At 68.0% G+C, this 13,937-nt stretch carries 13 protein-coding genes; 6 read left to right on the forward strand and 7 right to left on the reverse strand.

Annotated features, from left to right (window positions below; genetic code table 11):
• Positions 1–311: 311 nt before the first annotated feature.
• Positions 312–1,523 carry a tyrosine--tRNA ligase gene (tyrS, locus tag ISP17_RS00005; RefSeq protein WP_404629455.1) on the reverse strand — a complete coding sequence of 404 codons (1,212 nt, stop codon included), beginning with the start codon at positions 1,521–1,523 and terminating at the stop codon, positions 312–314.
• A gap of 179 nt (positions 1,524–1,702) precedes the next feature.
• On the opposite strand from tyrS, the gene ISP17_RS00010 reads away from it, so the two are divergent.
• Positions 1,703–3,148, forward strand: coding sequence for an OapA family protein (locus tag ISP17_RS00010; protein WP_404629457.1), 1,446 nt, complete (start codon positions 1,703–1,705; stop codon positions 3,146–3,148).
• A 6-nt stretch (positions 3,149–3,154) separates the two neighbouring features.
• Complete coding sequence (locus ISP17_RS00015; protein ID WP_404629459.1) at positions 3,155–4,273, forward strand: anhydro-N-acetylmuramic acid kinase; 1,119 nt, start codon at positions 3,155–3,157, stop codon at positions 4,271–4,273.
• On the opposite strand, the gene ISP17_RS00020 is transcribed toward ISP17_RS00015, so the two are convergent.
• From ISP17_RS00020 to ISP17_RS00030, 3 genes are all read right to left on the reverse strand, one after another.
• Positions 4,270–4,593 (reverse strand): hypothetical protein, encoded by a 324-nt coding sequence (locus tag ISP17_RS00020; RefSeq protein ID WP_404629460.1) that lies wholly within the window; start codon positions 4,591–4,593, stop codon positions 4,270–4,272. The two genes, ISP17_RS00015 and ISP17_RS00020, sit on opposite strands and share 4 nt — an antisense overlap.
• A gap of 92 nt (positions 4,594–4,685) precedes the next feature.
• Entirely contained in the window at positions 4,686–5,984 is a 1,299-nt protein-coding gene (locus tag ISP17_RS00025; protein WP_404629461.1) for an AmpG family muropeptide MFS transporter, read from the reverse strand.
• A complete protein-coding gene (locus tag ISP17_RS00030; RefSeq protein WP_404629462.1) occupies positions 5,974–6,741 on the reverse strand; it encodes an exodeoxyribonuclease III in 768 nt (255 codons plus the stop codon). The genes ISP17_RS00025 and ISP17_RS00030 overlap by 11 nt, the downstream gene beginning before the upstream one ends.
• Before the next feature lie 48 nt (positions 6,742–6,789).
• On the opposite strand from ISP17_RS00030, the gene ISP17_RS00035 reads away from it, so the two are divergent.
• The 3 genes from ISP17_RS00035 to ISP17_RS00045 all read left to right on the forward strand — a co-directional run bounded on the left by ISP17_RS00035 (position 6,790) and on the right by ISP17_RS00045 (position 8,745).
• Positions 6,790–7,290, forward strand: a complete 501-nt coding sequence (locus ISP17_RS00035) for a GNAT family N-acetyltransferase (protein ID WP_404629463.1) — start codon at positions 6,790–6,792, stop codon at positions 7,288–7,290.
• A gap of 31 nt (positions 7,291–7,321) precedes the next feature.
• On the forward strand, positions 7,322–7,969 hold the full coding sequence (pyrE, locus tag ISP17_RS00040) for an orotate phosphoribosyltransferase (RefSeq protein WP_404629464.1): 648 nt from the start codon (positions 7,322–7,324) through the stop codon (positions 7,967–7,969).
• A gap of 110 nt (positions 7,970–8,079) precedes the next feature.
• Positions 8,080–8,745 carry a DUF4124 domain-containing protein gene (locus ISP17_RS00045; protein WP_404629465.1) on the forward strand — a complete coding sequence of 222 codons (666 nt, stop codon included), beginning with the start codon at positions 8,080–8,082 and terminating at the stop codon, positions 8,743–8,745.
• 10 nt (positions 8,746–8,755) lie between these two features.
• On the opposite strand, the gene ISP17_RS00050 is transcribed toward ISP17_RS00045, so the two are convergent.
• From ISP17_RS00050 to coaBC, 3 genes are read right to left on the reverse strand one after another with little or no spacing between them, the layout of a single operon-like run.
• Positions 8,756–11,077, reverse strand: coding sequence for a phosphomannomutase/phosphoglucomutase (locus ISP17_RS00050; protein WP_404629466.1), 2,322 nt, complete (start codon positions 11,075–11,077; stop codon positions 8,756–8,758).
• A gap of 15 nt (positions 11,078–11,092) precedes the next feature.
• A complete protein-coding gene (gene dut, locus ISP17_RS00055; RefSeq protein WP_404629467.1) occupies positions 11,093–11,548 on the reverse strand; it encodes a dUTP diphosphatase in 456 nt (151 codons plus the stop codon).
• Complete coding sequence (coaBC, locus tag ISP17_RS00060) at positions 11,545–12,750, reverse strand: bifunctional phosphopantothenoylcysteine decarboxylase/phosphopantothenate--cysteine ligase CoaBC (RefSeq protein ID WP_404629468.1); 1,206 nt, start codon at positions 12,748–12,750, stop codon at positions 11,545–11,547. Before coaBC ends, dut begins: the two co-directional genes overlap by 4 nt.
• Positions 12,751–12,846: 96 nt before the next feature.
• Here coaBC and radC point away from each other — a divergent pair, with 96 nt between their 5' ends.
• The gene (radC, locus tag ISP17_RS00065; protein ID WP_404629469.1) at positions 12,847–13,518 is read left to right on the forward strand and encodes a RadC family protein; all 672 of its coding nucleotides are present in this window, start codon (positions 12,847–12,849) and stop codon (positions 13,516–13,518) included.
• Positions 13,519–13,937: the final 419 nt, after the last annotated feature.

Genomic DNA, 13,937 nt, shown 5'->3' on the forward strand with positions numbered 1-13,937 from the left:
CACTGCAAGGCGTCCACACAAGTCACCTGCGCACACTGTCAAAGATCAATCACTTGCGATCCGTTTCTCGAATCGCCCCGAAGCATTTCGCCCCGGGTGAGCCGCACATTCTACATCGATCTTCTACCTCGTCAACACCTCCGCGAAATGTTTTTTCGCTTCGTCGATGTTGCCGAGCGATGACCGGCTGCGGCGGGGGGCGAATAGTAGGCAGCGCCACCCGCCTTGGCAAGCAATTTCTGAAATTTTTTCGCGAAATCGCCTAAGCCACTGTCCGCAAAGGGCACCGCGCTCGGCGGAACCCGAGCGGCTCAGCCGTGCTTGAGCAGCACCCGCGCGAAGCTCCGCTTGCCCACCTGCAGCACGCCTTCGAAGCCGGGCTCGAAGACACGCTGGGCGTCCTCGACTACCACCGCATCGATCTTCACCGCGCGCTCCTTGAGCTTGCGGCCAGCTTCAGAGTTGCTGGGCGTCAGTCCGGCTGCGGTCAGCAACGCTGCAAGTCGCAGTCCTTCAGCAGGCACGGAGATCTCGGTCAGCGGCAGCAGCGAGGTATCGCCCTCACCGCGCACTACCGCATGCCATCCGGCGATCGCCTGGTCGGCCGCGGCCGCATCGTGGAAACGTGCTGCCAGCTCGCGTGCCAGGCGCAGCTTGGCGTCGCGCGGGTTGAGTGCACCGCTCGCGATGTCCGCCTTCATCCGCTCCAGTTCCTGCAGCGAGACCTCGAAGCTGAGCAACTCGAACCAGCGCCACATCAGGTCGTCGCCGATCTTCATCGTCTTGGTGACGATGTCGATGGCCGGCTCGTTGATGCCGATGTAGTTCCCCAGCGACTTGGACATCTTGTTGACGCCGTCGAGTCCCTCCAGCAGCGGCATGGTTAGGACAATCTGAGGCGCCTGGCCGTGGTGCTCCTGCAAGGCGCGACCCATCAGCAGGTTGAACTTCTGGTCGGTGCCGCCGAGCTCGACATCGCACTTCAGCGCCACCGAGTCGTAGCCCTGCACCAGTGGATAGAGGAACTCGTGGATGGCGATCGGCTGCTGCGCCGCGTAGCGCTTGGCAAAATCGTCACGCTCAAGCATGCGGGCCACCGTGTGCTGCGCCGCTAGCTTGATCATGTCGGCGGCACCCATCTGACCGAACCACTCGGAGTTGAAGCGCACCTCGGTGCGCTCCCGATCGAGCACCTTGAACACCTGTGCGGCGTAGGTCTCGGCGTTGGCGAGCACGTCCTCGCGAGTGAGCGGCTTGCGGGTGACATTCTTGCCGGTGGGATCGCCGATCATTCCGGTGAAGTCGCCGATCAGAAAGATCACCTGGTGCCCGAGATCCTGGAACTGGCGCATCTTGTTGAGCAGCACCGTATGGCCGAGGTGCAGGTCCGGGGCGGTGGGATCGAAGCCGGCCTTGATCCGCAGCGGACGACCCGCCTTGAGTCGCTGTTCCAGCTCCTCACGCTTGATGATCTCGTCCGCGCCGCGCGCGATGGTGGCCAGCACCTGCTCCAACTCGTTCATGTATTCCTCGAAATTAGTTGCCTAGACAGCCACTCAGGTGACCGTACGCACACACTCGCGTTAATTGTGAGTTAACGCAAAACCATACGCAAATCATTGATGGAAAAGGCGTTGACGCTGTTTACACGGGGCCGTTATGGTACCTGCCGGTCGTAGGTGTATCAGCGGAGTTACACATTATGGGTGAGGGGTTGCAGATGGCGCACGCGGCGCGCAAGCAGGCTATCCGCCGCAAGGCGCAGCGCAGGCACTCCCACTTTTACGAACGCTGCTCGCACTGGTCGTTCAGCCGGCACGGCGAAGCGGAGCCGATCCGCTGGCATCGCGAGCGCTGGGTGCTGGCCGGCACCGCACTGCTGATCACCCTGCTCTCCGGTTTCATTCTTCCGGCTTGGGCCTCGGCGATGCGCACGCCAACCTCGCCGATGGCGCACACGCTGCTGCCGCTCGCCTTGCCCAAGGCTTCGCCGGTCACCACGCAGTCACCCACGGTCGAAGACTGGCAGCGCGTGCAGGTGCAACCGGGGCAGACACTGTCCGACATCTTCGCCAGCCTGGGTTTGGGCATGTCGGATCTGCAGCGCGTCATGGATTCGGCCGGCAGCGCGACATCCGCCCTGCACAGCATTCGCCCGGGGCAGGAGTTCGACTTCCTGCTGGGACACGACGGCAGCCTGGCCGGGATCCGCTTCGATCGCGATCAGGCCAACCGGGCCATGATCCGCTTCGATGGCGCCACGGCGAAGCTCACGCTGCAGCCGCGCGACATGGACAAGCGTGAGCATGTCGCGCACGGCACGATCGACAGCTCGCTGTATGCCGCCGGTGCCCGCGCCGGCATGAGTGCCGGCATGGTCGGCAAGCTGGCCGACCTGTTCAAGTACGACATCGACTTCGTGCAGGATCTGCGCGTGGGCGACAGTTTCACCGTCATCTATGACGACATCTACCGCGACGGCAGCTACTACACCGAGGGCGACATCGTCGCGGCCGAGTTCGTCAACCAGGGGCATCGCTACACGGCTTATCGCTTCAAGAAGTCCGACGGCAGCGTGGGCTGGTTCAGCGAGGACGGACGGCCCATCCAGAAGTCGTTCCTGCGCATCCCGGTGGACTTCACCCGCATCTCTTCCCAGTTCAGCGCCGGCCGCATGCATCCGATCCTCGGTCGCATGCGCGCCCACAAGGGCGTGGACTACGCCGCCCCCACCGGCACGCCGATCCACGCTGCCGGCGATGGCGTGATCAAATACCGCGGCTGGATGAACGGCTACGGCAACTTCGTGATCATCCAACACAGCGGCACCATCAGCACGGCATATGGCCACATGTCCCGCTATGCCGCGGGCGAGCGCGTGGGCCAGCACGTGCGGCAGGGGCAGGTCATCGGCTACGTCGGCATGACCGGCCTGGCTACCGGCCCCCATCTGCACTACGAGTTCCGCGTGAACGGCGTGCAGCGCAATCCGCAGACCGTGACCTTGCCCAAGCCCGAACCGCTTCCCGCCGTGCAGCTGGCGCAGTTCAAGGCGCAGGTGGTGAGACCGCAGCTGGCCCGACTCAAGCAGCTGGACGAGAACGTCAAGCTGGCGAAGGTCGCAAGCGGCCGGCACAGCGACAACTGATCCCCCGTGCATGAACCCGGATCGCTGTATCTCGGCCTGATCTCCGGCACCAGCGCCGACGGCATCGATGCCGCGCTGGTGTCTTTTGAAGACGACGCCCCGCGTCTGCTCGGCGGCCTGACCCACCCGTGGCCGGACTCGCTGCGCCAGGAGCTGCTCGCCGTGGCACAGGGTGAAATCGCCATTGATCTGGACCGGCTCGGCCGCCTCGATGTCGCCCTCGCCGCCTGTTTCGCTGATGCCGCGCAGCACCTGTTGCTGGAAACCGGCATTCCCGCGCAGGCGGTCGCCGCCATCGGCTCGCACGGCCAGACCATGCGCCACCGCCCCGGTGGCAGCCATCCCTTCACGATGCAACTGGGTGACCCCAGCGTGATCGCCGAACGCTGCGGCATCGACGTGGTGGCCGACTTCCGTCGCGGCGATGTCGCCGCCGGCGGACAGGGTGCGCCGCTGCTGCCGGCCATGCACGCGATGCTGCTGGCGGAGGTCGGGCACAGCCGCGTGGTGCTCAATCTCGGCGGCATCGCCAATGTCACGGTGCTGGCGGCGGATGGCCGGGTTACGGGCTTTGACACGGGGCCGGCGAACGGCCTGATGGACGCCTGGTGCCAACGCCATCTCGGCGAGGCCTACGATCGCGGCGGTGCATTCGCGGCGAGCGGAACCGTCGATCGGGCACTGCTGCAGCGCCTGCTCGACGATGCGTACTTCACCCTGCCGCCGCCCAAGAGCACCGGTCGCGAACACTTCCACCTGGCCTGGCTGGAAACGCGTCTGGCCGGCGACACCACCCGCCCGGCCGACATCCAGGCGACTCTGCTGGAACTCACCGCATGCAGCGTGGCTGATGCCATCGCGCGCCACGCGCCGGACGCGAGCCTGGTACTTGCCTGCGGCGGCGGCGTGCACAATCCGGTGCTGATGGCGCGACTGGCCGCGCTGCTTGCGCCGATGCGCGTGGCCAGCACGGCCGACTACGGCGTGAACCCGGACTATCTCGAGGCCATGGCCTTTGCCTGGCTGGCGCGGCAACGCCTGCGCGGCCTGCCCGGCAACCTGCCCGCGGTCACCGGGGCGCGCGGTCCGCGCGTGCTGGGCGCCATCTATCCCGCTCCGCGCTAGGAACGATCCGCCGGTCGTTCCGGAGCCTCGCCGAAGACATCGTCGGCTGGCGCCAGCAGCTGGCTCGATGGCGCCACCGAAAGCGCCTGCACCGCCTCATGGAAAGCCGCCCGCTCGGCCGCGTCCCAGTGCCCGCTGAGCACCACGGTGTCGGTATCGAGCATGGTCTCGGCAAACGGTTGCGCGCCCTCGGCGAGGCCCAGGCCGTGCTTGAGCGCGTGCAGCACGACGTCATTGATCGACCAGCGTCGATCCTTGGCGAGCGTCTTGATGCGCTCGGCCATGACATTGTCGATATGGCGTACAACGAGATCCGGCATGGGCGCCACTCCAAGTCACGCATGCCCCTGTGGGTGGAATGGTCGCACAAAGGCCTTGCCGTGGACCACGCGCCACCACGCGCGATTGCGACTCAGCGCACGTCGAAACCGCGAGCGCGGAAGCGCGCGCGCACCATCGCGAACAGCAGCACCGCCGGCACGATGCCGAGCACGGTGATCACGAAGAAGCCGCCGTAGCCGGCGGCCATCGCAATGCCTCCGGCAAAGAACCCCAGCACCTTGCCTGGCAGGTTCACCAGCGAACTGAGCAGGGCGTACTGGGTTGCCGTGTGCTCCCGGTTGACCAGCGACGAGAGGAACGCCACGGTTGGCGGCCCCAGCATGCCAAGGGTCAAGTTCTCGCCGGAGATCACCAGCGTCAACATCAGCACGCTGCCCTGATGGCCCATCAGCAGCAGGTAGAGCAGGTTGCTGGCGCCGCACAGCACGATCATCACCGCCAGCGAGCGCCACGCCCCCCAGCGCGCCACCATCGCGCCGCCGATGAACACGCCGACGATGCCGATCCAGATGCCGTAGATCTTGGTGATCGCGCCGATCTGCGTCTTGGTGAAGCCCATGTCGCGATAGAACGGACTCATCACGCCGCCGATGGTGGCCTGTTCGGGAATCTTGAACAGCAGAATGAAGGCCAGCGTCAGCAGCGCGAGCGCGACACCGTAGCGGCGGAAGAAATCGGCGAACGGGTCGATCACGCCCTGGCGCATGGCCTCGGACCAGCGCGCGGGCGCGCGGCGCAGCACCTGCGGCTCGCGCGCGACCAGCGTCATCGCGATCGGCGGCAGCATGCATGCCGCCATGCCGACGTAAATCAACGGCCAACGCAGGTGGTCCGCGGCGATCAGCGCCAGCGCGCCGGCGGTGAGAAGGCCGATGCGGTAGCCCAGCGAATAGGTGGCCACCAGCGCGCCCTGCGCCTCGATCGGGGCGATTTCGATGCGATAGGCATCGATCGCGATGTCCTGGGTGGCGCCGAACAGCGCCACCGCCAGCGTCGCGGCGACGAACGGCGGCAGCCGCGCGGGCGTCAGCCAGGCCATCGCCAGCAGGCCGGCGGTGACCCCGAGCTGAGCGAACAGCAGCCAACCCCGACGCTGTCCCAGACGCATGAAGCCGGGTAGACGCCAGTGATCCAGCAGCGGCGCCCACAGGAATTTGAGCGCATAGGTCATGCCGGCGCTGGCGATCATGGTGATCTCCGACAGCACCACGCCGTGCTCTTTCAGCCAGTACGCCAGCGTGCCAGCCACCAGCAGGAACGGCAGGCCGGAGGAAAAGCCGAACACCGCCATCGTCCATGCGGCCGGCTGGGTGAACGCCTGCCAGATCGAGGGCCGCGGCACTGCGGCGGCCACCGGCTCAGTCGGCATAGTCGACCGTGTAGGGCGCGTGGTCGGAGAAGCGCTGCTCGCGGTAGATTGCGCAATCGCGCAGGCGATCACGCAGCGACGGCGAGACGATCTGGTAGTCGATGCGCCAGCCCACATCGTTCTCGCGGGCACGGCCTCGGTTCGACCACCAGGTGTAGTCCTCGCCCTCGGGCTTCAGCGTGCGGTAGCTGTCCACCCAGCCGCGCTCGACCAGCCCGTTGAGCCAGGCGCGCTCCTCCGGCAGGCAGCCGGAGTTCTTCTGGTTGGACTTCCAGTTCCTGATGTCCTTTTCGCTGCGCACGATGTTCCAGTCGCCGCAGATGACGTACTGGCGGTCGCTCTTCAGCCAGCCGTCGAAGATCGGTTCGATCCACTCCATCGCGCGGAACTTGAACTGCTGGCGCTCCTCGCCCGACGAGCCGGACGGGAAGTACAGCGACACCACCGACAGCTCGCCGAAGCGCGCCTCGATGTAGCGCCCCTCGTTGTCGAACTCGTCCCAGCCCAGCTCGGTGAGCACCGCGTCCGGCTCGCGCTTCGCGTAGATCGCCACACCGCTGTAGCCCTTCTTGCTGGTGGCGTCGCGGTAGAAGCAGTGATGGCCGTCCGGACGGAACATCGGGTCGGTCAGCTGATCCTCCTGCGCCTTGGTCTCCTGCAGGCAGACCACGTCGGCGTGCCGGGTGCGCAGCCAGTCGAACGCGCCCTTGCTGGCGGCCGATCGGATACCGTTGGCGTTGAGGCTGATGATGCGCATGCCATCTCCTGCGGGTCGGGCGCGGGTCAATGCGCCATCATACCAACCGTGTCCGATGCCTCCGCCCTCACCCTGGTTCCCGTCGACCGCGTGCCGCGCCCGGGGCTGCTGGCACTGCGTGTGGCGCCGGAGCAGCAGGGTTTCGTCGGTCGGGTGGTCGACCTGCTCGCCGATGCGCAGAGCCGGCCGAGCGCCGATCCGCTCGCGTTCGTGCTGGGCGATCAGGTGATCGGCCTGTGCTGCATCGAGCGCGAGCCGCGGACGATCGCGCCGATCGCATTTGACGCGCCGGCAGTCGGGCTGCGCGGATTTTTCATCGACGCGCGCTGGCAGCGGCGCGGGCTTGGCCGGCGCGCGCTGTCATTGCTGCTCGATACCCTGAAGCAACGCCATCCGGCCGTGCGGTGGCTGGTGCTCAGCGTGGACGAGGGCAACGCCGCGGCACTCAGGCTGTATCGACAGGCCGGCTTCGTCGAGGGCGCACAGCGCTACCATGGCGGATCGGCCGGTCGGCAACAGTTCCTGCTGCTGCGCCGACTCGATCCGTAACGCCCTTCCCTGACCTCTTGCGAGATTGCCCGTGCACGACTACCAGCGCGACTTCATCGAATTGACCCTGCAGCGCGAGGTGCTGCGCTTCGGCGAATTCACCCTCAAGTCCGGCCGGATCAGCCCGTATTTCTTCAATATGGGTCGGATCGATTCCGGCGCCGCGCTGGCCCAGCTCGGGCGTGCCTACGCCGCCGCGGTGGAGGCCTCGGGCATCGCCGTGGACATGCTGTTCGGCCCCGCCTACAAGGGCATCGCACTGGCGGCTGCCACGGCCATCGCGCTGGCCGACCATCACGGCCGCGACCTGCCCTGGGCCTACAACCGCAAGGAGGCCAAGGATCACGGCGAAGGCGGCAGCCTGGTCGGCGCGCCGCTCAAGGGCCGCGTGCTGATCGTCGACGACGTGATGACCGCCGGCACCGCGGTGCGCGAGTCGCTCGCGCTGATCCGCGCTGCCGGCGCCGAGCCGGCCGGCGTGCTGATCGCGCTGGACCGGCAGGAGCGTGGCCAGGGCGAACGCTCCGCCGCGCAGGAAGTGACGGCCGACTACGGCATCCCGGTGATCGCGATCACCCGGCTGGACGACGTGCTGGCATACGCCGGCGAGCGCCCTGCACTGGCCACCGAGCACGCTCGGCTGCTGGCCTATCGCGAGCGCTACGGTGTCATCGGCTGACGTGCCGTTCAGGCCGGGTCGCCGACCCTGTCACAACGCGAATCGAATACGGTATCGGCGGCGCACGGGGCGCCGCCGCCCGTGGCTATACTCCCGCAAGGAGGGAGTTCATGCGCAAGGCAATCATCATCATCACGGCCATCGGCCTCGGCTTCAGCGGGCTCGTCCAGGCGCGCCAGGCCAGCACGGGCAGCAGCGTCCAGTACCGCTGGCACGATGCGCAGGGTCTGGCGCACTACAGCGACAGCCTGTCGGCCGACGCCATGGCCAACGGCTACGACGTGGTGAACAGCCAGGGCCTGGTGATGCGCCATGTCGACCGCCCGCTCACCCCGGCCGAGCGCGCTGCCGCGAAGAAGCAGGCGGACGAGGCGGCCGTGCGCAAGCGTGAGGAGGAACAGCGCCAGCGCGACGACCAGCAGATGCTGGCGGCCTACCCGGATGAAGCCAGCTTCGTGGCCGCGCAGAACGACGAACTCGGCAGCATCGACCAGCAGGTCTCCACCACCCGGATCAGCCTAGGCACACAGGAAAAGGCGCTGGCCGATCTGCTCGATCGCGCCGGCGAACTGGAACGGGCCAAGCAGCCCGTGCCGAAGTTCCTGTCGGACAAGATCGCCGCCCAGCGCAACGTGGTGGGATCGCAGCGCGCCCTGCTCGATCGGCTGCAGGCGTCCTACGTCAACACGCAGCTGAAGCACGAAGCCCAGCTGCAGCGCTACCGCCAGCTCAAGGCGCAGCTCCAGCAAGCCAACGGCGACACCGCCCAGCCGTAAACGCTGCCGATCAGAACGGCAGCTTCAGCTTCGCATTCACCATGAACAGCTGGTCACGGAATACCTGCTGGATGCGCTTGAGCGCCGTGGGATTGTCGGCATCGAAGCGCAGCACCAGCACCGGCGTGGTGTTGGACGCGCGCACCAGACCCCAGCCGTCGACCCAGTCGGCACGCACGCCATCGATGGTGACCAGCGTGGCGTCGGGGAAACTCGCCTTCTCGCGGAACGCCTGCATGAAGCGCTGGCTTTCGCCCTCGGCCAGCTCGATCTTCAGCTCCGGCGTGGACACGCCCCTCGGGCAGGTGGCGAAGATCTCCTCCGGCGTGCGGCCCTCCAGATCGCCGGCGAGGATCTCCAGCAGGCGCGCGGCCGCGTAGAGACCGTCGTCGAAACCGTACCAGCGCTCCTTGAAAAAGAAGTGCCCGCTCATCTCGCCGGCCAGCTCGGCGCCGGTCTCGCGCATCTTGGCCTTGATCAGCGAATGCCCGGTGCGCCACATCAGCGGGCTGCCGCCGGCGTCGAGGATCTGGCCCTTGAGATGGCCGGTGCATTTGACGTCGTAGATGATCGTGGCGCCGGGCTGGCGGGCCAGCACGTCGCGCGCGAACAGCATCAGCGTGCGGTCGGGATAGACGATCTCGCCCTCCCGCGTCACCACGCCCAGGCGATCGCCGTCACCGTCGAAGGCGAGACCAAGGTCGGCACCGGTCTGCTTCACCGCCAGGATCAGGTCCTGCAGGTTGTCCGGGTCGGACGGATCGGGGTGGTGGTTGGGAAAACTGCCGTCGACGTCGCAGTACAGCGGAATCACCTGGCAGCCGATGCCTTCCAGCACCTGCGGCGCCACCGCGCCGGGAATGCCGTTGCCGCAATCGACCACCACCTTCAGCACGCGCTCGGCCTGCACGTCCGAGGCGATGCGTTCGATGTAATCCGGCAGCACGTCGACACTGCGCAACGCGCCGTGGCCGTCGTCGCGCAGCCCGCCGGAGGTGATGCGGCGGTACAGATCCTGGATGGCGTCCTCGGCCAGCGTCTCGCCGCCGATCACGATCTTGAAGCCGTTGTAGTCGGGCGGGTTGTGGCTGCCGGTGACGGCCACGCCGCAGCCGGTGTTGAAGCGATAGGTCGCGTAATAGACCACCGGCGTGGGCACGGCGCCGATGTCGATCACATCGACGCCGGCCGCGCGCAGGCCCTCGGCCAGTGCGCCGGCCAGCTCCGGACCGGACTGCCGGCCATCGCGCCCCACCACCATCTCGCGCAGGCCCTTTTCGACCATCGCCGCGCCGATCGCCTGACCGAGCCGCCGGGCGACCTGGCGATCCAGGTTCTTGCCCACCACGCCGCGCACGTCATAGGCGCGGAAGATGCCCGGATCGACCGTCACCGGCGGCAGCGCCTCGGGCGCCGGTGGCGGTATCGCCCGCGGCGTCCCCGCCGCCGCGCGTTCGCGCTGGCGCACCACCGCCGGCAGCGGGATATCCACTTCCGACTCGGCGGGCGGTCGTGCCCGGGCCCGCGACGCCATCCGCAGCAGGTAGACGCCGCCCGCCACGCCGAGCAGGCTGAGCAAGGCCGCCAGCGGCCAGACATGCGGCAGGATGATGAAGGCCTCCGGCAGGGCGGCGCCCACGCTGAACGCGCTGTGCGGAATCGCGGCCGCGGTGTCTTCCAGCTGGGCCGACGGCTCGCCGTGCGACAGCAGGCTCAGCGCGCTGCGGTCGTCGCCCTGGCGCAGGTCGAGCCGACCGCTGGCGGGCGAGATCGCATTGAAAGCCTGCTCCAGCGGTGCGAAGGGCATTTCGATCCACGCCCAGGCCACCGGCCGGATGCCGGCCCCCATCGGCATCACGAAAGACAGCCGCCGGTCGCTGCCCACGTAGACGGTCTGCGCCACGGCCGGACCGGTTTCGCCCTGCGCCGCCATCAACTGGGCCGCCTTGGCGTAGCCGAACTGGCGATAGTTGGCGTGCAGCACCTCGTCCATGCCCGGGCTGTAGAACTGCACGTCGAGCACCTGCGGCAGCCTGGCCTTGACGGCGGCGGCGGCGCTCACCGGGTCGGTCAGCACCGCGGCGGGATCGATCGCATCCAGCGCCGTACGCACGGCCTGACGTTGGCGGTCGAGCTCGGCAGCGATGGCGCGCACGGTCTCGTCCTGCGCCTGGTGCACGCGGTCGTTGGCGTGGCCCTCGTCGGCGATCAGCCAGGTCTGCCAGCCTGCGAACAGGCCCAGCAACAGCGCCAGCGTGCCCACGGCCAGCGGCAGCAAACGGCGCCAGTCCGGCGCGACGCGTGCGCCGCTGCTTCCCCAACTCAAGCCCATGCCTGCCCCCGCAGTTCAGTTGATACCGGTCGATCCGAAGCCGCCCTGCCCCCGCTCGGATGGCGCGAATTCCGCCACTACCGTGAGCCTGGGCTTCCCCACCGGCACCAGCAGCAGTTGCGCGATGCGATCACCCACCCCGATCGTGACGTCCGCGTTGCCGCGATTCCAGCACGAAATCATCAGTGGCCCCTGGTAATCGGCGTCGATCACGCCCACCAGGTTGCCCATCACCAGCCCCTGCTTGTGACCCAGGCCCGAGCGCGGAACGATCAGCGCGCACCAGCCGGAATCGCCGATGTGGATGGCGAAGCCGCTGGGCACCAGCGCGGTTTCGCCCGGCGCCAGGGTGATCGGCGCATCGAGCGCGGCGCGCAGGTCCATGCCGGCGCTGCCGCCGGTCGCCGGCTCGGGCAGCGCGATGGTGTCGCCCAGGCGCGGATCGAGAATCTTCAGCTGCACGTCGATCATGCGCGCGCCCGCTGGAAGCGTTCGGCGATGCGGGCCACCAGCTCGCGCGCCAGCTCGGTCTTGCTCGCCCGCGGCAGCTCTTTCGAGCCACCTTCCCAATAGAGCGTGAGCGCGTTTTCGGCGGTCTCGAAACCCAGCCCCTCGCCGACCCGGTTGGCCGCGATCATGTCCAGCTTCTTGCGGCGCAGCTTGTCCTGCGCGTAGGTGGCCACGTCATGCGTCTCGGCCGCGAAGCCGACCAGGAACGGGTGCGTCGGCTGCGCCGACAGCGTGGCGAGGATGTCGGGGTTTTCCGCAAGTGTGAGGGTGAGCTCGGCGCCGGCCTGCTTCTTGAGCTTGCACGGGGCCACCTGCTGCGGACGGTAATCGCCCACCGCCGCCGCCGCGATGTAGATGTCGGCATCGGCAGACGCCTCGATCACGGCAGCATGCATCTGCGCGGCACTGCGCACGTCCACGCGCTCGACCACGCCGGCCGGCGTGGGCAGACTCACCGGGCCGGCCACCAGGATCACGTGCGCACCGGCCAGCGCCGCCGCCTCGGCCACGGCAAAACCCATCTTGCCCGAGCTGCGGTTGCCGATGAAGCGCACCGGATCGATGTCCTCGTAGGTCGGGCCGGCGCTCACCACCACCCGCCGCCCGGCCAGCGCGCCGCCGCCGAACGAGGCGACCAGCGCATCGCGCAATTCCAGCGGTTCGAGCATGCGGCCGGAGCCGATGTCGCCGCAGGCCTGCTCGCCTGCGGCCGGACCCAGCACGGTGACGCCGCGGCCGCGCAAGGTGGCCAGGTTGGCCTGCACCGCCGGATGCGCCCACATCTGCTGGTTCATCGCCGGGGCAACCGAGAGCGGCGCAGCGCTGGCCAGGCACAGCGTGGTCAGCAGGTCGTCGGCCTGGCCATGCGCGAGGCGGGCGAGCACGTCGGCGCTGGCCGGCGCGATCAGGATGCGCTCGGCCCAGCGCGCCAGCTCGATGTGGCCCATCGCCGCCTCGGCCGACTCGTCCCACAGCGACACCCGCACCGATGCACCGGACAGCGCCTGGAAGGTGGTCGGCGTGACGAAATGCGTGGCCCCTTCGGTCATCACCACGCGCACTTCCGCGCCAAGGTCGCGCAGGCGACGGACCAGCTCGCAGGACTTGTAGGCGGCGATGCCGCCCGACACGCCGAGCAGCACGCGACGATGGGCTAGGGACATGTAAGTTCGGCCTGACAAACGGTCGGTGTCGTAGCTTACCGGAATCGCCCCGGCGCACCGCTGCCGGTGCGGCCCACCAGCGACCACGCTGCGGTGATGAGCATCCGTGACTGGCCCGAGGGCGAACGCCCGCGCGAAAAACTGCTGGCACGCGGCAGCGCCGCGCTGTCCGACGCCGAACTGCTGGCCGTGCTGCTGGGCAGCGGTGCGCGCGGCAAGGACGCACTGGCGATGGGACGCGAACTTTTGAGCGACGCCGGCAGCCTGAGCGCCCTGCTGGCGCGGCCGGAACAGGCGATCCGCACGCGTGGACTGGGGCCAGCCAAGCGCGCGCGCATCGCCGCCGCGCTGGAACTGGCCCGCCGCAGCCTGGGCGAGCAGCTGCGCGAGCGTCCCGCGCTGGGCAACCCGCGCGACAGCGGCGACTACCTGCGCGCCCGCCTGCGCGACCTGCCCTACGAGGTGTTCGGCTGTCTGTACCTGGACAACCGCCACCGCGTGCTGGCGTTCGAGGAGCTGTTCCGCGGCACGGTGGACGGCGCCAGCGTGCATCCGCGCGAGGTCGTGCGGGCCTGCCTGCAGCACAACGCCTGCGCGGTGATCTTTGCCCACAACCACCCCAGCGGCGTGGCCGAGCCCAGCGCGGCTGACCGCGCCATCACCCACGAACTGCGCAATGCGCTGCAGCTGGTGGGCGTGCGCGTACTCGATCACCTGGTGATCGGCAGCGGCGAGCCGGTGTCGATGGCCGCGCGCGGTCTGATCTGACCCGCCAAGGCTCGATCCGCAAGGTTCGATCGCCCTGCTTCGATCAGCCCCAATCGGGTCGCCCCGATCCGATCGGCCTGATCCGACCCCGGCACGCGCACGAAAAAAAGCGGCGCAAGCTTGCGCTGCGCCGCTCAAGGCCGTTTTTGGGGAGGGTGGAGAACACGGTATCTCCGGGCGCTGGCCTTCTCCGGGGAGGTAGGTCGGCCAGACACCGGCGCAGTGTGGCGCTGCCGCATGACAGGGCCATGACGCGAGCCCGCCCTGAGCGCTCCTCGGTTGACTTCTCAAAGTTATGCACATTCGGTGCGCTGCATGGGGTTGGCGCGAGCAGCTCATGCCCGGCTCACTGATGGATCGTAACTCATTGCTGTAGATGTAATTTCAATCCATCACCAACGTGAAATGGGCGTTTCCGG

The organism is Dyella ginsengisoli (assembly GCF_044904665.1).
Taxonomy (GTDB): Bacteria; Pseudomonadota; Gammaproteobacteria; order Xanthomonadales; family Rhodanobacteraceae; genus Dyella_A; species Dyella_A ginsengisoli.

What these genes read in the sequence shown, in the direction of transcription:
- tyrS (WP_404629455.1), bottom strand. Translation starts at nt 1,523, where the DNA reads ATGAACGAGTTGGAGCAGGTGCTGGCCACCATCGCGCGCGGCGCGGAC.
- ISP17_RS00010 (WP_404629457.1), top strand. Translation starts at nt 1,703, where the DNA reads ATGGGTGAGGGGTTGCAGATGGCGCACGCGGCGCGCAAGCAGGCTATC.
- ISP17_RS00020 (WP_404629460.1), bottom strand. Translation starts at nt 4,593, where the DNA reads ATGCCGGATCTCGTTGTACGCCATATCGACAATGTCATGGCCGAGCGC.
- ISP17_RS00025 (WP_404629461.1), bottom strand. Translation starts at nt 5,984, where the DNA reads ATGCCGACTGAGCCGGTGGCCGCCGCAGTGCCGCGGCCCTCGATCTGG.
- ISP17_RS00030 (WP_404629462.1), bottom strand. Translation starts at nt 6,741, where the DNA reads ATGCGCATCATCAGCCTCAACGCCAACGGTATCCGATCGGCCGCCAGC.
- ISP17_RS00045 (WP_404629465.1), top strand. Translation starts at nt 8,080, where the DNA reads ATGCGCAAGGCAATCATCATCATCACGGCCATCGGCCTCGGCTTCAGC.
- ISP17_RS00050 (WP_404629466.1), bottom strand. Translation starts at nt 11,077, where the DNA reads ATGGGCTTGAGTTGGGGAAGCAGCGGCGCACGCGTCGCGCCGGACTGG.
- dut (WP_404629467.1), bottom strand. Translation starts at nt 11,548, where the DNA reads ATGATCGACGTGCAGCTGAAGATTCTCGATCCGCGCCTGGGCGACACC.
- coaBC (WP_404629468.1), bottom strand. Translation starts at nt 12,750, where the DNA reads ATGTCCCTAGCCCATCGTCGCGTGCTGCTCGGCGTGTCGGGCGGCATC.
- radC (WP_404629469.1), top strand. Translation starts at nt 12,847, where the DNA reads ATGAGCATCCGTGACTGGCCCGAGGGCGAACGCCCGCGCGAAAAACTG.